General features: G+C 66.3%; 21 protein-coding genes. 2 read left to right on the forward strand and 19 right to left on the reverse strand.

Annotated elements, in window-relative coordinates; genetic code table 11:
* Positions 1–4: 4 nt before the first annotated feature.
* The 3 genes from HBA99_RS18980 to HBA99_RS18990 all read right to left on the reverse strand — a co-directional run bounded on the left by HBA99_RS18980 (position 5) and on the right by HBA99_RS18990 (position 2,923).
* On the reverse strand, positions 5–1,432 hold the full coding sequence (locus HBA99_RS18980) for an anti-sigma-D factor RsdA (protein ID WP_070923152.1): 1,428 nt from the start codon (positions 1,430–1,432) through the stop codon (positions 5–7).
* A complete protein-coding gene (locus tag HBA99_RS18985) occupies positions 1,425–2,006 on the reverse strand; it encodes a sigma-70 family RNA polymerase sigma factor (protein ID WP_046254595.1) in 582 nt (193 codons plus the stop codon). The genes HBA99_RS18980 and HBA99_RS18985 overlap by 8 nt, the downstream gene beginning before the upstream one ends.
* 89 nt (positions 2,007–2,095) lie before the next feature.
* Entirely contained in the window at positions 2,096–2,923 is an 828-nt protein-coding gene (locus HBA99_RS18990; RefSeq protein ID WP_070952102.1) for a hypothetical protein, read from the reverse strand.
* Between the two features lie 361 nt (positions 2,924–3,284).
* Between HBA99_RS18990 and HBA99_RS18995 the strand changes: the two genes are divergently transcribed.
* Positions 3,285–3,575 (forward strand): WhiB family transcriptional regulator, encoded by a 291-nt coding sequence (locus tag HBA99_RS18995; protein WP_030096777.1) that lies wholly within the window; start codon positions 3,285–3,287, stop codon positions 3,573–3,575.
* Between the two features lie 68 nt (positions 3,576–3,643).
* Here HBA99_RS18995 and HBA99_RS19000 read toward each other — a convergent pair whose 3' ends face one another.
* The 13 genes from HBA99_RS19000 to glmS all read right to left on the reverse strand — a co-directional run bounded on the left by HBA99_RS19000 (position 3,644) and on the right by glmS (position 16,493).
* Positions 3,644–3,973, reverse strand: coding sequence for a DUF4333 domain-containing protein (locus HBA99_RS19000; RefSeq protein WP_070922917.1), 330 nt, complete (start codon positions 3,971–3,973; stop codon positions 3,644–3,646).
* 85 nt (positions 3,974–4,058) lie between these two features.
* Positions 4,059–5,678 carry a chaperonin GroEL gene (gene groL, locus HBA99_RS19005; protein WP_070952101.1) on the reverse strand — a complete coding sequence of 540 codons (1,620 nt, stop codon included), beginning with the start codon at positions 5,676–5,678 and terminating at the stop codon, positions 4,059–4,061.
* Positions 5,679–5,786: 108 nt separating this feature from the next.
* A complete protein-coding gene (gene groES / locus HBA99_RS19010; protein WP_070952100.1) occupies positions 5,787–6,086 on the reverse strand; it encodes a co-chaperone GroES in 300 nt (99 codons plus the stop codon).
* A gap of 183 nt (positions 6,087–6,269) precedes the next feature.
* Positions 6,270–6,740 carry a nuclear transport factor 2 family protein gene (locus tag HBA99_RS19015; protein ID WP_078321295.1) on the reverse strand — a complete coding sequence of 157 codons (471 nt, stop codon included), beginning with the start codon at positions 6,738–6,740 and terminating at the stop codon, positions 6,270–6,272.
* Positions 6,737–7,762: a tRNA (adenosine(37)-N6)-threonylcarbamoyltransferase complex transferase subunit TsaD gene (gene tsaD, locus HBA99_RS19020; protein WP_070922918.1), complete on the reverse strand. Its 1,026-nt coding sequence runs from the start codon at positions 7,760–7,762 to the stop codon at positions 6,737–6,739. The genes HBA99_RS19015 and tsaD overlap by 4 nt, the downstream gene beginning before the upstream one ends.
* Positions 7,763–7,774: 12 nt before the next feature.
* Complete coding sequence (gene rimI, locus HBA99_RS19025) at positions 7,775–8,242, reverse strand: ribosomal protein S18-alanine N-acetyltransferase (protein ID WP_070922919.1); 468 nt, start codon at positions 8,240–8,242, stop codon at positions 7,775–7,777.
* Entirely contained in the window at positions 8,239–8,862 is a 624-nt protein-coding gene (gene tsaB, locus HBA99_RS19030) for a tRNA (adenosine(37)-N6)-threonylcarbamoyltransferase complex dimerization subunit type 1 TsaB (protein ID WP_070932985.1), read from the reverse strand. Before tsaB ends, rimI begins: the two co-directional genes overlap by 4 nt.
* On the reverse strand, positions 8,859–9,326 hold the full coding sequence (gene tsaE, locus HBA99_RS19035; RefSeq protein ID WP_030096770.1) for a tRNA (adenosine(37)-N6)-threonylcarbamoyltransferase complex ATPase subunit type 1 TsaE: 468 nt from the start codon (positions 9,324–9,326) through the stop codon (positions 8,859–8,861). The genes tsaB and tsaE overlap by 4 nt, the downstream gene beginning before the upstream one ends.
* Positions 9,323–10,414 carry an alpha/beta fold hydrolase gene (locus tag HBA99_RS19040; RefSeq protein WP_070952099.1) on the reverse strand — a complete coding sequence of 364 codons (1,092 nt, stop codon included), beginning with the start codon at positions 10,412–10,414 and terminating at the stop codon, positions 9,323–9,325. Before HBA99_RS19040 ends, tsaE begins: the two co-directional genes overlap by 4 nt.
* Complete coding sequence (alr, locus tag HBA99_RS19045) at positions 10,404–11,597, reverse strand: alanine racemase (protein WP_078321297.1); 1,194 nt, start codon at positions 11,595–11,597, stop codon at positions 10,404–10,406. The genes HBA99_RS19040 and alr overlap by 11 nt, the downstream gene beginning before the upstream one ends.
* Positions 11,598–11,646: 49 nt before the next feature.
* Entirely contained in the window at positions 11,647–13,065 is a 1,419-nt protein-coding gene (gene gad, locus HBA99_RS19050; protein ID WP_057965774.1) for a glutamate decarboxylase, read from the reverse strand.
* Positions 13,066–13,075: 10 nt separating this feature from the next.
* Entirely contained in the window at positions 13,076–14,509 is a 1,434-nt protein-coding gene (locus tag HBA99_RS19055) for a bifunctional ADP-dependent NAD(P)H-hydrate dehydratase/NAD(P)H-hydrate epimerase (protein WP_070952097.1), read from the reverse strand.
* A gap of 118 nt (positions 14,510–14,627) precedes the next feature.
* Complete coding sequence (gene glmS / locus HBA99_RS19060; RefSeq protein ID WP_070952096.1) at positions 14,628–16,493, reverse strand: glutamine--fructose-6-phosphate transaminase (isomerizing); 1,866 nt, start codon at positions 16,491–16,493, stop codon at positions 14,628–14,630.
* A 65-nt stretch (positions 16,494–16,558) separates the two neighbouring features.
* Here glmS and HBA99_RS19065 point away from each other — a divergent pair, with 65 nt between their 5' ends.
* The gene (locus tag HBA99_RS19065; RefSeq protein ID WP_070952095.1) at positions 16,559–17,425 is read left to right on the forward strand and encodes a dienelactone hydrolase family protein; all 867 of its coding nucleotides are present in this window, start codon (positions 16,559–16,561) and stop codon (positions 17,423–17,425) included.
* On the opposite strand, the gene HBA99_RS19070 is transcribed toward HBA99_RS19065, so the two are convergent.
* Genes HBA99_RS19070 through HBA99_RS19080 form a run of 3 tightly spaced genes read right to left on the reverse strand, consistent with a single transcriptional unit; the run spans position 17,426 to position 19,561 of the window.
* Positions 17,426–17,638 carry a hypothetical protein gene (locus HBA99_RS19070; RefSeq protein ID WP_070932973.1) on the reverse strand — a complete coding sequence of 71 codons (213 nt, stop codon included), beginning with the start codon at positions 17,636–17,638 and terminating at the stop codon, positions 17,426–17,428.
* Entirely contained in the window at positions 17,635–19,263 is a 1,629-nt protein-coding gene (locus HBA99_RS19075; protein ID WP_070952094.1) for a hypothetical protein, read from the reverse strand. The genes HBA99_RS19070 and HBA99_RS19075 overlap by 4 nt, the downstream gene beginning before the upstream one ends.
* Positions 19,253–19,561 (reverse strand): type VII secretion target, encoded by a 309-nt coding sequence (locus HBA99_RS19080; RefSeq protein ID WP_057967526.1) that lies wholly within the window; start codon positions 19,559–19,561, stop codon positions 19,253–19,255. The genes HBA99_RS19075 and HBA99_RS19080 overlap by 11 nt, the downstream gene beginning before the upstream one ends.
* Positions 19,562–19,597: the final 36 nt, after the last annotated feature.

A 19,597-nucleotide genomic window follows, 5' to 3' on the forward strand; every position in this document is an offset into this window, starting at 1 on the left:
CGGCTTACTCGCCGGCGCTCGCGCCCGAGCCGCTGCCGTGGCTGGACGACCCACCCCCGGGATTGGCCGGCGCCACCGGCACCGAAGTCATCGGCGGTGCGTGCCGCGACGGACCGTCTACCCCCGAACCCGCGCTTCCGCCACCGCCAGGGAATCCGTTGATGCTCCCCGAGCCCGGGTTGTTCACGGAACCCGGGCTGTTCACCGAGCCGGGGCTGTTGATGGAACCGGGGTTGTTCACGGGTGCCTGGAAGATCGGTACCGAGTTGTCGGGGGTCCGAGTGATCGGTGACGGCGCCTGAATCGTCGTCGGCGCGGTGATAACCGGAGTGTCAGCGGCTCCGTGCGGGGTGGTGACGATGGTCACTCCGGCGGGAGTCGTCGGGGCGGTCACGATCGATGCCGTAGACGGCACCACGGTGCTGACCGTCACGCTCGGCACCGACGTCGTCACCCCCGGGACCGACGTGGATGTCACGGGCGCCGAGGGTGCCGTCGTCGTCTCCGTCACGATGGACGGGGTCGATGTAGCCGTTGATGTCGATATCGACGGTGTCGAGGTCACCGGCACCGTGGTCGAGGTGGAGCCAGCGGAGCCGGAAGTGCTCGTTGATGTCGAACCAGGAGAGCTGGTCGTCTCCGTCGGCGACGAGGTGGTGGCGGTCGTCTCCGACGTGGATGTGGATGGCGTCGTGGACGTCGTATCCGATGCCGAGGTCGATATCGACGTCGTGGAAGTCGTCGAGGTCGTGGTGGCCGCAATAACCGGCGGTGACAGCATAATTCGCGGAGTCTCGGTCGCCATCTCCGGCGGCACCGTCGCCACAGGGTCCTTGGCGTCGATCCTGACCTCCGCCTGCTGTACCCGGCTGGCCAGTTCGGCCTTTTGCTGGGCATCGCCGACCTCGTTGACGCGCGCAGCTGCCACCCCGAGCTGCTGCTGCGCGCCCTCCCAATCACCTTGGGAAATAAGCTTTTCCACCTGGGCGAGTTCGGTCTGCGCCGAGAGCACCACGGGGTCGGTGCGCACCGCCGGCGCCGCGCCGAACAACGAGGTTCGCAGCCCATACAACGCGTCCCCGGGATGCGATTGGTAAACTGCCGCGCCGAATCCGCCGAAGAGCAAGGTGACGGCGGCGGCCGAACCCACCGTCGTGGCCAGCAGCCGGGAACGGACGCCACGCTCACGCAGTGCGTTACGCGCCTGCCCGAGAGTGGGTTTGGCCGGCATCGGTTCGCGCCCAACATCCTCGCGCCACGCCGCCAACATCATCGCCACGGCGTACTCGTCGGAATCGGAAGTCGCCACCGGCAGATCTGCAGCGATGGCATCGATCATCCGATTGGTGCGCCGCAGTGCCGCGAGGTCCTCGGGACCCTCGTTCTCCTGCCAGCCCTGGCCGCCGGGGAACCATCCGCGTCCATCAGCCACGGTGATCACCGCCCGCCCGCGTCATCTCTGCCTTCAGTCTCTGTAATGCCCGGTGCTGCGCCACCCGCACCGCGCCCGCACTACTACCCACCGCATCGGCGGTCTCTTCCGCCGACAGACCGACGACGACCCGAAGGATCAGGATCTCGCGCTGTTTCTCGGGCAGCACTTCCAGCAGGGCCTGCATCCGTCGCGCCGACTCGGAGTTCAACGCCTCCTGCTCGGGCCCCGCATGGCGGTCGAACTGTTCCGGAAGGCTCTCAGCCGGATCGGACTTGTCTCGAGCCATCGCACGATGCGCATCGGCCACCTTGTGCGCGGCAATGCCGTACACAAAAGCCAGGAACGGGCGTCCCTGATCCTGATAGCGAGGCAGCGCTGCGATCACCGCGAGACACACCTCCTGCGCAACATCGTCCGCGGAGAGACCACTTCTTTCCGCAGTGCCGACCCGCGCGCGGCAATATCGCACCACGACGGGCCGGATGGCACTAAGTACCTCGGAGAGCGCGTCGCGATCGCCTTTGACGGCAGCAGCAACGACGTCGTCGAGCCCGCTCTCCGTACTTGTCATCGACTGCGCATTCCCCAGCGTTACGTGTGATGCACCGTGGTGGTGCTGTTACCTAGGACAATAGCGTTGGCTGCAGACGGGGAACGCATTTAGTCCACCGCCTCAAGACGCCAACGGCCGCCCGCACGGGCTATCCAGGCGGCGCAGTCGCGGCGAACAGCAACAAGGTCTTCGTGGCCCTGCCCCACATCTCCGGAGGCCGGCAGACTCGCCAACATCGCCGCCAGCGCCCAGCGCAGCGGCACCAGTGCGTTCACCGTCGCAGCCTGCAATCCGCGGGCGGCGACGACCGCGGACTCATCGAAATCACCGGCGCTGCTGAGCGCCGCCGCGAGCACCATCGCCGTCTTGACCTGGTGCCTTACCGAAGGCACGTCACGCGCGAGACGTTCGGCGGTGCGGGCGTACCGCAGCGACCGCGCACCGTCTCCGGAGACCATCGCCAGCTCGGCGCGCACCCAGGCCAGCCGCAAAGGCAGGCGCCACGGCCAACGAACATCACCGTGCGCAGACAATGGCTCAGCCTGATCCAGTAAAGACTGAGCAAGCGGGAACCGGGCCAGTCCCAGCGCATCGGCCGCCAACCCGATGAGCGCATCGGATCGAGCCTCCGCATCAGCGTCGGCCATCGCCAACGCTCGGCCGTCCAACCCACGCGCCTGTGCATGCCACCCGAGCTGACGCGCGAGGGATGCGCGTGTGCTCAGCGTGCGCGAAGCCAAGCCGCCGGGCCGGGACACCGCGATGGCGTTCAGCTCCGCATGCGCGGCCGCATAGCGTCCGGCTCCCCCGAGCGCCACGGCACGCAACCAGACATCCTCGGGCGTGGCGGCGGGAGGCAATGGCCAGATTGCTGGATGCGGACCGAAGGCTGCGGCGGTAAGCGCGGCGGCTGCGGACGATCGGAAAGTCACCATGGGCGCGGTCACGGTACCAATTCCCCAAGAAATGGAGTTAACAGTTGATGCAGCGGATGTTAAATCCACGTCAACGGATGGCGTAAACAGTTGCCGAACGCCGCGTTAAGGAAACGGAAAACCCACGGCCAAAACGGGCTGACCACGCAGGTGAGCGAGCGTTACATACCAACGAAGAGCAAAGACGATGAACGTGATGTTAATTCTGGACCTAGTGGCGTGATGTTGCCATGATCATCGCCTATTGACTGGATTTCGACCGCGCACCTACTTTGTGTACACCGCTTGTCATCGGCGACACGTCTGGTGCTACTTCACTCACGCGCAGGTCGACTGCGCGCGCAGCGAGAGGGTTAACCACATGCCGCAGCCACAGCAATTGCCTGGGCCCAACGCAGATATTTGGGATTGGCAGATGAAGGGCCTTTGCCGAGGGGTCGATTCGTCAGTGTTCTTTCATCCCGACGGTGAACGCGGCCGCGCCCGCGCACAACGCGAGATGAAGGCCAAGGAGATGTGCCGGGCATGCCCGGTGCTGGTGCAGTGCCGCGCACATGCGCTGGCCGTCGCCGAGCCCTACGGAATCTGGGGTGGACTTTCGGAGTCCGAGCGCGAATTGATCCTGCGCCGCGGGATACGTCGCTCCGCGTAATACGTACAGCACGCGTTGGGCCCCCGCGACCAGATGGCGGCGGGGGCCCAACGTTTGCGGAGATCGACCTAGGCGGAGGAACCCGCCGACTGGTCGTCGACCTTCCAGTTGAAAGAAATCTGCGATCCCTGGACCGCGGTCGCGGTGACCGTGACGCCGATGGTCTTCCCCTCTCCGTCGACGACCGCGCACCGCTGCGTTGCACCCTTCTCACCCTTCAGCGGCCCGTCACACGAGGCACTGGTGAGCGCGACCCCGGTCTTGTCCCTGATTCCGTCCTTGAGCCCCTGCTCCAGCTTCGCCTTGGCGAGCTCGGGGGACGACGACCCCAGGCTGAAGTTCGCCTCACAGCCCGAGAGCAACAGCCCAGCCAGGGCAACCGCCGTCAGTCGTGACATCTGAGTAGCCATCTGTTCAGTAAACCTCCGACAGACGAAAACACCCCCGGGTCCTCGTAGGCCGGGGGTGTTTTCGTAGCGCTATCTAGTGGGCGTGGCCGTGGTGGCCGTGCCCGTGATCTGCTTCCTCGGCCGGCTTATCGACGATGCTGGTCTCCGTGGTCAGGATCATCCGTGCGGCGGACGCCGCGTTGATGACGGCCGAACGGGTCACCTTCACCGGATCGATGACGCCATCGGCGATCAGGTCGCCGTACTCGAGCGTGGCCGCGTTGAAGCCGTGTCCGGCGTCCAGCTCGGCCACCTTGCTCACCACGACGGCTCCGTCCAGCCCCGCATTGGCGGCGATCCAGAAGAGCGGTGCGGAGAGCGCGGCCTCGAACACGTCGACGCCCTTGGCCTCGTCACCCTTGAGCTCGACACGCAAACCGTCCAGCGCCGAACGAGCCTGCACCAGGGCGCTGCCGCCGCCGGCGACGATGCCCTCCTCCACGGCGGCCTTGGCCGCCGAGACGGCGTCCTCGACACGGTGCTTACGCTCCTTGAGTGCGGTGTCGGTGGCAGCGCCCACCTTGATCACCGCGACGCCGCCGGCCAGCTTGGCCAGGCGCTCCTGCAGCTTCTCGCGGTCCCAGTCAGAGTCGGTGGTCTCGATCTCCGCCTTCAGCTGAGCGACACGCGCCTTGATGGCGTCCTCGGTGCCGCCGCCCTCGACGATGACCGTCTCGTCCTTGCTCACCACGATGCGGCGTGCGGTGCCGAGCACCTCGATGCCCGCCTCGCGCAGCGACAGACCCACATCGGGGTTGACCACCTGGGCGTTGGTGACGATCGCCAGGTCCTCCAGGAACGCCTTGCGGCGGTCACCGAAGAACGGCGCCTTGACCGCGACGGCCTTGAGGGTCTTGCGGATCGCGTTGACGACCAGGGTGGACAGCGGCTCACCCTCCACGTCCTCGGCCACGATCAGCAGCGGCTTGCCCTCCTTGGCCACCAGCTCCAGCAGCGGCAGCAGATCGGGCAGCGAGCTGATCTTGTCGCGGTGCAGCAGCACCAGCGCGTCTTCCAGGATCGCCTTCTGCTCGTCGAAGTCGGTCACGAAGTACTGCGACAGGTAGCCCTTGTCGAACTGCACACCGTCGGTGATGACCAGCTCGGTGTTAATGGTCGACGATTCCTCGACACTGACCACGCCGTCCCGGCCGACCTTGGTCATGGCCTGGCCAACCAGCTCACCGATCTCGGCATCACGCGAGGAGACCGTGGCCACCTGGGCGATGGCGTGCTCGCCGGATACCGGGGCGGCGACCGTCAGCAGCCGCTCGGACACCGCGTCCGCGGCGCGGGCGATACCGGCGCCGAGTGCGATCGGGTTGGCACCGGCGGCCACATTGCGCAGGCCGGCCTTGACCAGCGCCTGGGCCAGCACCGTGGCGGTGGTGGTGCCGTCACCGGCGACGTCATTGGTCTTGGTCGCCACCGACTTGACGAGCTGGGCGCCCAAGTTCTCGAACGGGTCCTCCAGGTCGATATCGCGGGCGATGGTGACGCCGTCGTTGGTCACGACGGGACCGCCGAATGCCTTGGCCAGCACCACGTGCCGTCCACGGGGACCGAGCGTGACCTTGACCGCGTCGGCCAGCTTGTTGACCCCGGCTTCCAGGGCGCGGCGCGCGGTCTCATTGAATTCGATCAGCTTGCTCATGTGTTCTCTCTATTCGGCTGATTCAGTACCGGACAGGAATAGGTAAAAACGCGTGCCGCCCCGGAAATCGCCTGCGGTGCAGGCCGATTCCGGGGCGGTCACACGGTGTTACTTGCTAACGACAGCCAGCACGTCGCGAGCCGACAGGATCAAGTACTCCTCGCCGTTGTACTTGATCTCGGTGCCGCCGTACTTGCTGTAGATGACGACGTCGCCTTCGGACACGTCCAGGGGGATCCGCTTGTCGCCATCCTCATCCCAGCGGCCGGGGCCAACTGCGACGACGGTGCCTTCTTGCGGCTTCTCCTTGGCGGTGTCCGGGATGACCAGACCGGAAGCGGTCGTGGTCTCGGCCTCATTGGCCTGAACGAGGATCTTGTCCTCGAGTGGCTTGATGTTCACGGCCACAGTGATCCCTTTCCCTCTCAGGGTGGCTCGGTGGGCCTGATGCCCATGAGCCTGGATTGTCAACAGATGTTTCGGCGGCCGGATGAGTGTCGCGCCGTCGTCGCGGGTGCCGACACGACGTCCAACCGATCGCCATCTAGCACTCTATACATGAGAGTGCTAGCGCTCAAGGCTGGGTTCTCGTTACCCGCTCAGAGTCTCGGGATCCATGAGCAGATGTGCCGACACATCGCCGATCATCTCGACATCCACCCGGCGCGAGCTGAAGTACCAACCCCGCTCGTCCCGGGCGAATGTGTCCCGATATCGGCCCACGACGATCGGCTGCAGCGGCAGCTGCTCGGTGGCCTGCACCACGCAAAACGTCGACCGGGCCGAGGCTGTGCCGTCGTCGGTGACCTCGACGATCGGGTTGAGCACCAGATGCCTGGTGCGCGGTGTGCCGCCGGTCTCGCGGTAGCGACGAGTGGTGGTGAAGAAGAGCTTGGTGATGGCCGAGGCGCCGGACACACTGCCCTGCTCGCCGCCGAAGGAGCCGCGGCCGAGGAGCTCCCCGACTCCGTCGAAGTCCCCCGCGTCCATCAGCTCGGCGTATCGATACAACAGATCGGCGATGGCAAGGCGGTCGGCCACGCTGTCGCTGGGGCCCGTCACCGCACCTGCCCCTTCACCACCGGCAGCCCAGGATCCGCCGCGGCCTGCAGCGAGGAGGGCTCGGCGCCCGCAGCCACCAGATGCGCCGCGAAGGAAGCGATCATGGCGCCGTTGTCGGTGCACAACCGCAGCGGTGGCACGCGAAGCGTCAGACCGGCCTCGGCACACCTCTGCTCGGCAAGTACGCGTACCCGCGAGTTGGCGGCCACACCACCGGCGATCAGCAGCGTCGAGACCCCCAGGTCCGCCGCCGCGCGCACCGCCTTCATGGTCAACACATCGGCGACCGCCTCCTGAAAGCCCGCAGCGACATCGGCGGGCACAAAGTCGGGAGTTTTCTCCACATACCGCGCGACCGCCGTCTTGAGCCCTGAGAAGCTGAAACTGTGCCGGGCATCCTGTGGCCTCATCATGCCTCGCGGAAACGGGACAGCCGATGAATCTCCTTGTTGCGCAAGCTCGTCGAGCACCCTGCCGCCCGGGTACCCCAGACCGAGTAGCCGCGCGACCTTGTCGTAGGCCTCACCGGCGGCATCATCCACCGTGGCACCGAGCTCCTCGATGGGCTCGGCCAGCGAGCGCACATGCAGCAGGCTGGTGTGCCCGCCCGAGACCAACAGCGCCACGCATTCGGGCAGCGGCCCGTTCTCGTAGACGTCGGCGGCAATGTGCCCGCCCAGATGGTTCACCCCATAGAAGGGCACACCCCAGGCCAATGCCAGCCCCTTGGCGGCCGATACCCCGACCAGAAGCGCACCCGCAAGACCCGGACCGATGGTCGCAGCGACCACGTCGGGCTTCTGCACGCCGGCGATGTCCAGCGCGCGCCGGGCGGTAACGCCAAGTGCCTCCAGATGCGCGCGGGACGCGATCTCCGGCACCACCCCACCGAAACGTGCGTGCTCGTCGACGCTGGAAGCCACCTCATCGGCCAACAACACCACCGACCCGTCGGGGGTCAGCTCGGCGATACCCACTCCGGTTTCGTCGCAGGAGCTTTCGATGGCGAGGATAACTGTCATGGCCGCACCAGCCTATTTCACAATGCCCTGCGCAGGGCGTTTCATGGTGAACGCATCGGCCCCACTGCCCGGGTAATACCGCTTGCGCACGCCGACGGTCTCGAATCCGGTGCCGTGGTACAGAGCGATCGCGGCCGCGTTGTCGGTGCGCACCTCCAGGAACACCGGCCCCGGATCGCGATCCGCATGCGTGAGCAGCTCGTCCAACAAACGCCGTCCGATGCCCTGTTTCTGGTAGGCGGGATCCACGCCGATGGTGTGAATCTCGTACTCCGGTTCGTGATGTCCCAACCGGGAGATGCCGCCGTATCCCACCAGCGTGTGCCCGTCCCTGGCCGCCAGGTAGTGGATGTGAGGGGACGCGAGCTCCGCGCGAAAGGCCGACTCCGGCCACGGGTCATCACCTGCGAACAGAATCGCCTCAAGTTCGGCGCACCGACGGGTGTCGCGCCGGCGAAGAGGCTTCAGCTCGACCGTCATCGACGGGGTTCTTTGGCATCGGGGCGACGCAAATACAGCGGCGTCAGGGGACCCGGAGGCTGGCCCCAGTCGACCACCTGTACCAGCCGCGACGGCGACGGGAACTGACGGTCAAGCACGGGGAGATCGAAAAGCACTGTGTGATCTGGTGATCCAGCCACCAAGTCGTAGCCCTGCACCGAGACGTCCGCGGGCGCGTCGACGGCCGGGCCGCCGATGCGTGTTCCGTCGCGGTAACCGGCCCAGTACACCTCGCGCCGGCGCGCGTCGGTGACGACGAGCACGCTGCCGGTGGTGTCATAGCCGATCGCGTCGAGTGTGCATAACGGATACACCGGGATATCCAGCGCCAGACCCATCGCCGCGGCGGTCGCCATCCCGACGCGCAGTCCGGTGAACGGACCCGGACCGCAACCCACCACAATCGCGTCGAGTTCACCGACCGCGACCCCGGCCTCGACACACGCCGCCCCGATATTGGGGGTAAGCGCCTCGGCATGCCCCTTGGCACCCATGGTGATTCGTTCGGACAAGGCCTGCACCGATCCATCCGATGCCCGCCTCACAAGCCCCGCCGTGATCGCAGGGGTGGCGGTGTCCAGGGCAAGTATCACGCTCACGGCTTACGGCTCCAATGCCAGGTTGCGGTGCGTTCATCGGAGTCGGGTGCACGTTGCAGCCGGATATCCAGATGATGTTCCGACAACCGCTCCGCCAGCCCCTCGCCCCACTCCACGACGACCACCGAGTCGTCCAGGTCGGTATCGAGATCCAGCGAGTCGAGCTCGCCGAGTAGGTCGGCACCGTGATGTTCCAGCAGCCGGTAGACGTCCACATGCACCAGTGCCGGTGCACCCGGGCGCCGCGCCTCGTGGACGCGGGCCAGCACATACGACGGCGAGGTGATGGGGCCGTCGACATCCATGCCCAACGCAATTCCCTTGGTCAATGCGGTCTTTCCCGCCCCCAGCGGACCGTCGAGCACGACGACGTCGCCCGCGGCGAGGTCACGCCCGATCCGCGCCCCGAAATCCAGTGTGTCCTGCAGCGTGGGCAACGCGATGCGTCCCGACTCATCGATCACAGTCCGGTCCGATCACGCAGACGCTGTTTGATGGCAGCGAAAAGTGTTGGGGTCGAGCGCCTGACAAGACGATCGATGCCGTCGTTGACGATTACGGGATGTTCAAGTTGCACCAGATGCCCCGATTCGCGCACCAGGATCAACTCGTTGTGTCCGCTCGACCCCAATTGCGCTGCCATGGACTCCGATTGAACCAGCGGGGTGAGCATGTCGGTATCACCGCATACCACCAGGCTCGGCAGCGGCGCGATGGTCGGCAGTGCCGCCGTCTCGTCGTGCTCCTCGAGCGCCCGCAGAAAATCCACGATGGTCGTGACGGGTGTCTGATGAATCATGCGCTCACTGAACCTCACGAGCGTCGGGCTCACCCGTTGACCTCCGTACGAGGCGGCCTGCAGCACCGGACCTACGAGCGACTTGACCGCGCCGCGGCCGTGGTGGGCGGGTCGCGGCGCGTAGTGCACGGCCGTGCGCAGCACCCGCAATGCTGGATTGCGCAACCCCGCACCGATAGCGGTGTGCGAAAGACCTTCGGCCGCACTGGCGATCAACCCGACCCCGACAATCCTGCGGCCATACTGCTCGGGATGACGTCCGGCGTGGGCAAGGATGGTCATGCCGCCCATCGAATGCCCCACCAGGACAGCATTACCCCGGGGTACCAACACCCGCAGCACCGATTCGAGATCATCGCCGAGCTGACGGATGGTGCATGACTTGGGAGCCGGCAGACCCGAGCGCCCGTGTCCGCGCTGGTCATAGAAGACCATGCGGACGTTGTCTCCCCAGCGGCTCGCGAGCTCGCGGCGCTGGAAATGAAAGGACGCCATCTGCAGACAGAAACCGTGTACGAACACGACGGTCAGCGGCGCGTTCGACGGACCCACCTCCCGAACCGCCAGCGGCACACCGTCGTCGGTCATCACGATGCTGCCGCGATCGGTCTCCAAGAGGTCGAAATCCTCGTCGCGGTAGGGATCATCGAACCTGCGTCTACCGATCGAGCGCGCGGTGCCGACACCGGCCACCGTCACCACCGCACCGAGCCCCGCCACGCCGGCCAGCCAGGCGTTCGACTTACTGCTCAACGGTCCTGGAATCCCGGTACGTTCGCACCACCCTGCCGCGAGGGCAGGTGACCACCTCGTAGGCGATGGTGTCGAGCAGCTCCGCCCATTCTTGCGCGGTGGGCTCGCCCGCCGCACCCGAGCCGAAAAGCGTTGCGACATCGCCGGCCCGCACCCCAGCCTCGTTGTCTCCCAGGTCAACCACAAACTGGTCCATGCAGACACGGCCGATGTTCGGGTAGCGGCGCCCTCCGATGGCTACCTCGAAGCGGTTACCCAGTCCACGGACCACGCCATCGGCGTAACCGATCCCGATGAGGGCCGCGTTGGTATCGCGCGGGGCCGTCCATACGTGTCCGTAGGACACTCCTTCACCGGCCCGCACCGGCTTCACCGACGACACCGCGCACGTGAGCGACATCGCCGGAATCAGGCCGGTCTGTATCTCGCCCGGCATCGGGTTGACGCCGTACAGCGCAATACCCGCGCGCACCATGTCATATCGGACATCGGGACGAGTCAGCGTGGCCGCCGAATTCGACAGGTGTGCCACCTCATAACGCAACCCCAGGTCACGTGCCAACCCGAGCGCCTCGTCGAACCGCCCTTTCTGCATGTCGATGGTGGGATTACCGAGCTGATCGGCGTACGCGAAATGAGACATGATGCCGCGCACCCGGATTGACTGCTCGGCCTGTGCCTTCGCCAACGCTTCGAAAAGGTCACGGGTGTACTCGGCCGGTACCCCATTGCGATTGAGCCCGGTATCCACCTTGACGGTCGTGACCGCCTGACGCCCCGTGGACTGCGCCGCGTCAAGCAACTCGCTGAGCTGATCGAGCGAGGACACCGCGACCTGGACATCGGCCTTCAGCGCGGCGGCGTAGTCGGCGCCCGGGGCATGCAGCCAGGCGAGCAGCGGCGCGTCGATCCCACCCGCGCGGACCTGCAGCGCCTCACTGATGGTGGCGACACCGAGTTCGTCGGCCCCGGCCGCGAGCGCGGCACGCGCCACCGGCAAGGCTCCGTGCCCGTAGCCGTCGGCCTTGACGACCACCATGAGCCGGGCCTCGCCGGCGTACTCACGCAGCAACTGGACGTTGTGCGCAATGGCACCCAGGTCGACGACCGCCTGCGCGGTCGTCTCACCCGTGTTCGGCGGGAGGCCGTCCGTTGTCGTCGAAGTTGTCGTCACCGGCTCTATTGTCCCATCCGCGTCAGATCCCCGAGTCGCAGCGCTCCAGCCCGCCGTATCAGTGCGCGAACGGCTGCACCGCGTCGAAGTGCCCGTTCGGTTTCAGCTCGTCAAGCCCCTTCAACACCGTGATGAGGTCATCGCGGAGCGCACGGGCAAGATCACCTGAGAAGCCTTCGCGCACCACCACCCGCAGCACCGCGACATCGGTGACGTCCTCGGGCATCGTGTAAGCCGGCACCTGCCAGCCAAAGGCCCGCAACGAATGCGAGATGTCGAACTCCGTGTATGGGCGGTCGCCCTTGAGCCGGAACGACACCACCGGAATCGCCGAGCCGTCGGTGATCACCTCGAAGTGCTCGCTCTTGTTCAGCTCGTCGCCGAACCAGCGGGCGGTCTCCGACAGACAGCGCATCACCTGCGCGTAACCGGCCCGCCCCAATCGCAGGAAGTTGTAGTACTGCCCGACCACCTGATTACCCGGGCGGGAGAAGTTGAGGGTGAACGTCGGCATATCTCCGCCGAGGTAGTTGACCCGGAACACCAGGTCTTCGGGCAGGTGTTCCTTGCTGCGCCACACCACGAAGCCGATTCCCGGATAGGTCAGGCCGTACTTGTGCCCACTGACGTTGATCGACACCACCCGGGGCAGCCGGAAATCCCAGTGCAGTTCTGGGTGCAGGAACGGCACCACGAATCCGCCGCTGGCGGCGTCCACGTGTACCGGGACATCCGGCTTGCCGGGCGTGGCCGCCAAAGTGTCCAGCGCCGCGCAGATCTCGGCAATCGGCTCCAGCTCACCGGTGAAGGTGGTGCCCAGGATGCCCACTACCCCGATGGTGTCCTCGTCCACCGCGTCGAGCACCTGCTCGGGAGTGATGACGTACCGGTCCTTCGCCATCGGCAGATACCGCGGCTCAACGTCGAAGTACCGGCAGAACTTCTCCCACACCACCTGCACGTTGGACCCCATCACCAGGTTCGGCGTGCGGCCCTTCCAGCCGTCACCGATTTTGGCGCGCCAGCGCCACTTGAGGGCCAGCCCGGCGAGCATCACCGCCTCACTGGACCCGATGGTCGATACCCCGATCGCCGATGACGGGTCCTCGGCAGATAGATCATCGGCGTGGAACAGATCGGCCACCATGGCCACGCACCGCGACTCGATCGCGGCGGTCGCCGGGTATTCGTCCTTGTCGATCATGTTCTTGTCGAACGTCTCGGCCATCAGCTTCTCGGCCTCGGGATCCATCCAGGTCGTGACGAAGGTGGCCAGGTTGAGCCGCGAACTGCCGTCGAGCATCAGTTCGTCGTGAATGAACCGGTAAGCAGCCTGCGGATCCATCGGCTCGTCGGGGAGGCGTAGGGCCGGGATGGGCGCGGTCGACAACCGGCCGGTGTATGCGGGGCTGAAGGACGAGGCGTTGATCTTTCCGGCGTGCGCCGAAAGACTGAACTGATCGCGGGGATTCGACATAAGCCGATTCTCACCCTATTTCGGCGACCGCCCAACGTAGATGCCCAAGAAGACGGGAAGCCGAAATGGGGGCTTTACCCGGACCGGGATCTGCCGCGGCGGCAGACGCCGCGCGGGCGTGCACGTAAGCCCCCATCGCCGCGGCCTTGTCGGCGGGAACTCCGGCGGCCAGCAGCGCACCGATCACACCCGAGAGCACATCGCCCGAGCCCGCCGTCGCCGCCCATGACCCGTGTGCCTTGTTTACGTACGCGGTTCCGTCCGGCTGTGCGATGACGGTGACGTTGCCCTTGAGGAGCACCGTGGCGCCCAGCCGCAGCGCCAACGACCGCGCGGCGCCAACCCGGTCGGGGCCCGGAGGTTCACCTGCGAGCCTGCGGTACTCACCGGCATGCGGGGTCAGGAGCGTCGGGGCGTCGCGTGCTGCCACGAGATCAGCCAGCTCGGGGTGCTCGGCGAGGATCGTCAGGGCGTCGGCATCGACGAGTACCGGCAGCCCGCCCGAAAGCACCCGCCGCAGGGTTCGCGTCTGGCGCTCGCCGGTTCCGTATCCGGGACCGATCACCCATGCCTGTACCCGGCCCGCGGCCTCTTCCGTCTGAGTGGCAATCACTTCCGGCCAATGCGAAACCACCTCGGCAGCAGCCGATCCGGCGTATCGAACCATCCCGGCCGTGGCAGCCACGGCCGCACCCGCACACAAGATGGCGGCCCCCGGATAGGTGTGCGATCCCGCCAGCACACCCGTCACGCCTTGCGTGTACTTGTCATCGGCAGGTCCGGGAATGGGCCAGGCGAGGGCCACATCGTGGGCGTCGAGTTCCCGGATCGTCGTGGCGGGCAGATCAAGCCCGATGTCGACCAACCGGACCTCGCCGCAATCACCAAGAGCATGAACGGGTTTGTAGCCACCGAACGTCACCGTGACGGCGGCCCGGAAGGCCGCTCCGTCCACTGTGCCGGTGTGCACGTCTACGCCACTGGGGATGTCCACCGCGATCACCGGAATGCCCTCGGCATTGATCTGTTCGGCGATCTCGGCGGCTCCCGGCCGAAGCGGGCCGGTCCCCGAAATTCCTACGACGCCATCCAGAACGAGATCGGTATCGCCGGGCACCGCGGACACCACCCGGCCGCCGGCCTTACGGAAGGCGGCAAGGCCCGCACGGTGGGCCCGCTCGGGATTCAGCAGCACCGCGCTGGTTGATACTCCGCGCCGGCGCAGGAAGGTCAACGCCCACAAGGCGTCTCCCCCGTTGTCTCCGGAACCGACGATCGCGCACACACGCCGCCCGACCACCACGCCGGCCCGCCGCGACAACTCGTCAGCGACGATCGTGGCCAATCCGTATGCCGCACGCCGCATCAGGGCCCCCTCGGGCAGGGCGGCCAGCAGCGGTGCCTCGGCTTCCCGAATCTGCTCGGCGCTGTAGTAGTACTTCATGAATCGTGGGCTCCCCTCGCTCCCTCTTCGCCGTCGAGGAACTGGTGGGTGTGCGATGCAGACGGTACGCCGCGGGGTTGTCGACGCAGGGTTGGCGCGCCACAGGATGTAGACGCCGCTATTCGACGGTTACCGACTTGGCCAGGTTCCGCGGTTTGTCCACGTCGTATCCCCGGGCCTGCGCCACCGCCGCGGCGAACACCTGCATCGGAATCGTGGAGAGCAACGGCTGGTACAACGTCGACACCGCCGGAATCTCGATGAGGTGGTCCGCGTACGGCCGGATCGTCTCATCGCCCTCTTCGGCGATCACGATCGTCCGCGCCCCGCGAGCCTGAATCTCACGAATGTTGCTGAGCAGCTTCGAATGCAGCAACCCCATGCCCTTGGGTGACGGCATCACCACGATGACCGGCAGCCCCTCTTCGATCAGCGCGATCGGCCCGTGCTTGAGCTCTCCGGCCGCGAATCCCTCGGCGTGCATGTACGCCAGCTCCTTGAGCTTGAGCGCACCCTCCAGCGCCACCGGGTATCCGACGTGGCGCCCCAGGAACAGGATGCTGGAGGACTGCGCGTACTGCCGCGCGAGTTCGGCGACCGGATCCATGGCGGTGATGACGCGCTCGATCAACTCCGGCATGGCCTCCAGCTCGTGGTACTCACGAGCCACTTCGTCGGGGTATTTTGTCCCGCGAGCCTGTGCCAAGGCCAGGCCCACAATGTAATTGGCGGTCACCTGCGCCAGGAATGTCTTCGTCGCGGCGACACCGATCTCCGGCCCGGCCCGCGTGTAGAGCACCGCATCGCATTCACGGGGAATCTGTGAACCGTTGGTATTGCAGACGGCCAGCACCTTGGCCTTCTGCTCCTTGGCGTGCCGCACCGCTTCCAGGGTGTCCGCGGTCTCACCCGATTGCGAAATGGCGACGACGAGCGTGCTGCGATCCAAAACCGGGTCGCGGTAGCGGAATTCGCTCGCGAGCTCGATCTCCACGGGCAGCCGTGTCCAATGCTCGATGGCGTACTTGGCCAGCAGGCCCGAATGGAATGCCGTACCGCAGGCCACCACGAACACCTTGTCGATATCGCGCAGTTCCTGATCGGAGAGCCGCTGCTCATCGAGAATTATCCGGCCAAGGTCGAAGTGCCCCAACAAGGTGTCGGACACCGCCGCCGGCTGTTCGGCGATCTCCTTGAGCATGAAGTATTCGTAGCCGCCCTTTTCCGCGGCCGACAGGTCCCAGTCGATCGTGAAGACCCGCGCATTATCGGCGTCGTCGTTACCCGCGAAGTCGGTGATGCGATAGCCGTCCGCGGTGATCACCACAACCTGGTCCTGCCCCAGTTCGACGGCTTCCCTGGTGTATTCGATGAACGCGGCGACGTCGGACCCGAGGAACATCTCACCGTCGCCGATACCCACGACCAGCGGGGTGGACCGGCGTGCGGCCACGATCGTGCCCGGGTCGTCGGCGTGGGAGAAGACAAGGGTGAAGTGCCCCTCCAACCGTCGCACCACAGCCTGCACCGACGCCACGAAGTCGCCGGCGGTGTCTCCGGATTCGTACTGGCGCGCCACCAGATGCACGGCCACCTCGGAGTCGGTGTCGCTGGCGAACTCGACGCCCGCGGCCTCCAGCTCGGCACGCAATGCGGGGAAGTTCTCGATGATCCCGTTATGGACCACCGCGACCTTGCCGGTCGCATCCCGATGCGGGTGAGCGTTGCGGTCGGTGGGGGCACCGTGGGTGGCCCAGCGGGTGTGCCCCATGCCGGTGGTAGCGCCGAAGGATTCTCCCGATTCCGCGATCGCGGATTCCAGGTTGGCCAGCCGGCCCGCCTTGCGCTGCACCAGCAGCCCGCCGCTGCCGTCGGCCAGCGCAACCCCCGCCGAGTCATAGCCCCGGTACTCGAGTCGCCGCAGCGCCTCGAGGACGACACCAAGGGCGTCCCGGTGGCCGACGTACCCGACGATTCCGCACATAGCCCACCAGGGTAGTTCAGTTCCCGCTGCGGTCCGCAACGACAACGATCAGCTACGGTCATGCCATGGCGAGTACCCGCACGCTATTCAAAGCTCTGACCCGTCGTGGTCCGCACAAGGTTCTGCGTGGCGACCTGGCCTTCGCCGGGGTGAGCGGCGTCGTCTACACACCGGATTCCGGCTTCAATCTGCCTGCGGTGGCGTTCGGACACGACTGGCTGACCGGTACGAACAAGTACCGAGCGACTCTGGAACATCTCGCATCCTGGGGAATCGTCGCGGCAGCCCCGGACACCGAGAAGGGGTTGATCCCGTCACACCTGAATCTGGCTGCCGACTTGGCCACAACACTCGAGATCGTGACCCGGGTGCGCCTCGGCGACGGCAAGATCAGCGTGCATCCGACCAAACTCGCGCTGGCCGGTCATGGGTTGGGGGCCTCGGCGGCGGTGTTCGCGGCCGCGCGGTCCTCAGCGCTGGTGGACAAGAAGAACCGGCCGACGGGCCCCAAGGCCGTCGTCGCGCTGTTTCCCAGCGCGACGCAGCCGCCCGTCGAGAGCAGTGCCGCCGCGTTGACCATCCCCGGCCTCGTTGTCACGAGCACCGACGACGCCCAATCGCTGCGATCGAATGCCCTGGCGCTCTCGCAGGCGTGGCCCGGTGCCGAGTTGCGGAACGTCGCGAAGGCGAAGTCCAGCGGGCTACCGGAACACAGCTGGCTGCGCAGGTTTGTCGGACTCGGCGGATCGAACCGGGCAACCCAGCGCAACACTCGTGCCCTGTTGACCGGATACCTGCTGTTCCAGCTTGCCGGAGACAAGCGCTACCGCGACTTCGCGGACCCGGCAGCTGAACTACCGAATACCTCGCTGCCCGACGCCGCTGCGCTGGAGATCAGCCAGATCGATCGCGTGCAATCGCTGCTGAGGTAGTCAGCGCCGCCATCGCTGCCAGCGGTAGATGTCGTCCTCGTCGAAGTCGGACTCGGTCATATGGATCTGCATGGGCATCTGAAGTTCCGTGACCTCGGCGGACTCATCGAGCATCATGTCGCCGCGTGCTGCGTCGGCGTCATCCCGCAGCTGATCCAGGGTGCTCTCGAAATCCGAGACGATGCCTGCGAGGGCGTCGGTGATGTCGATCATCGCCCAGCCTTAGGCAGTTCATCGGCGGCGATTTCACACGGCGTCTCCCCGGCATCCGTCCCCGCGGCCTGAGGCTGAGCCTGCCGGCCGCTGGGCCCCACCGAGGGCACGGGTGAGGGCTGCTGCGCAGGCTCGGGATGCTGGGCCGCGTTCGGCTGCTGTGTGTGGACCGGCGGTGGGTTTACCGGCGACATCGATCCGGCGGGCTGTGCGGCAGACAGGCCACCGGTAGACGGCGGAACCGCACCCCCCGGCGGCGTCGTGGTCCCGAGCGGCGCACCCGGGGTGGTCTGACCCGCAGGGGCCGGAGTGGCTTCCACGCCACCTGCTCCTGCCAGCTGAACGCCCGGGCCCTGCATCGGCTTGCCATCTGTGGCGAACGTCGCGCCCGCATCCGAGCGGGCCTCCTGGATCGCCGCATCCTTGGCCGCCGCCATCTTGGTGTCCGGGTCCTTCTTGTCGGCAGCCTCGTCGGCCTTCCCCTCGATCTTGTCCTCGGGCTTCTCGTCGCCGGCATCGCCGCCCTGTCCCAACTGGTCGAACGGGATGCTGGAGAGGCCCTCCGTGATGGCGCTGACAATGCCACTGGCCGCCTGGCCGATGGATCCGAGCGCACCCGTCATGGCCCCGGTCAACCCGCTGACAATCTGGCTCGGGTCCATCCCCTGCTGCCCTTGCCCCTGGCCGGCACCCTGCTGCCCACCGCCAGCCATCTGCCCGCCCTGATTACCCATCGCGGAGGCCGGGGTCGCCGTGCCCTGCATCCCGCCGCCCGCGCCGCCGCCGGCGGACCCGTTGGCGGCGCTGCTCTGGCCACCCCCGGCAGCATCTGACTCCTGCTTGCCGCCCTTGTTTTTGTCCCTGTCCCTGTCCGTGGAGTTCTGCGGGGACTCGGTGTCCGAGTCGTACTCCGGTCCGAGCTGGCCGGGCGGGTTCTTGAACTCCGCGGGCAGCTCCTGCTTCAGCGCACTGGTGAACGTGTCGTACGCCTCGCCACCCTTGCCCCATGCCGCCTTCATGGCGGGAAGCCATTTGCCCTCGATGTTCTGCTGGACGTGCGGACCGATCTTCGTGGCGTTGGTCTCGTCGGCCACCGACCTGTCGCCGGTACCGGTCTTGTAGGTGGCGACGGCACTGTCAAAGGACGCACGATCGGTCACCAACCCATCGACCATGGTCGATGCCTGCTTCTTGAGATCGACGATGGTCCAGAGCGTTTCGCGTAACCCGTCCAGACCGGTGGATACCTGCCCGAATTCCTTGGTCACCGCATCGGCGGTGGAGTTGTGCGTTCGCAGGAACTGATTCGCAGCCTCCGAGCCTTTGCCTTCCCACATGCCCATGAGCTGCTGCAGCTGTCCGTGCTGACGTTCGGCGGCGGACTTCATGGTGGTCACCGCGCTCTTGAACAGCTCAAGATCCGCACCGAGCTTGTTCAGGTCCATGCCGGCGTCCATGTCGTACCAATCGAACAGCTGGCGCTCGTTGGCGGTGAGATCCGGGTTGGTGATCGTGACCGGCGACTTACCGTTTCCCCGGATCGCGGTGGTCGTGTAGTTCTGCGAGTTCGCGATCGCCTGGATGCCCTCGCTGCGCAGCGACTCGATGTCGTACTTACCGGCCATTGGCTGCAGCCACCCTTGCCTTGTTCTTGGCATCCCGATCCGCATAACGCTGCGCGGTCGCACGGAGTTGTTCGGCGATCGCGGTGTTGGTGCGCTGCCAGTCCTCGAGGTGAGTGACCACCTCGCGCAGCCCATCCCTGACCGCGTCGCCCTTGGCCGTGTGCCACCGTCCGGCCGATGCCCCACCGAAAGACAACCCACGCAGCTGCTGAATGGCTTTTTGCAGCTCTTCTGCCACGCTGTCGAACTCCCCAGCGACCCCCCGGACACCAGCGACGTTGATCGAGGTTTCTCCCATATTGACTACGACGGGTGCATGCCACTTCCGGTTCCA

Source organism: Mycobacteroides chelonae, from assembly GCF_016767715.1.
GTDB lineage: Bacteria > Actinomycetota > Actinomycetes > Mycobacteriales > Mycobacteriaceae > Mycobacterium > Mycobacterium gwanakae.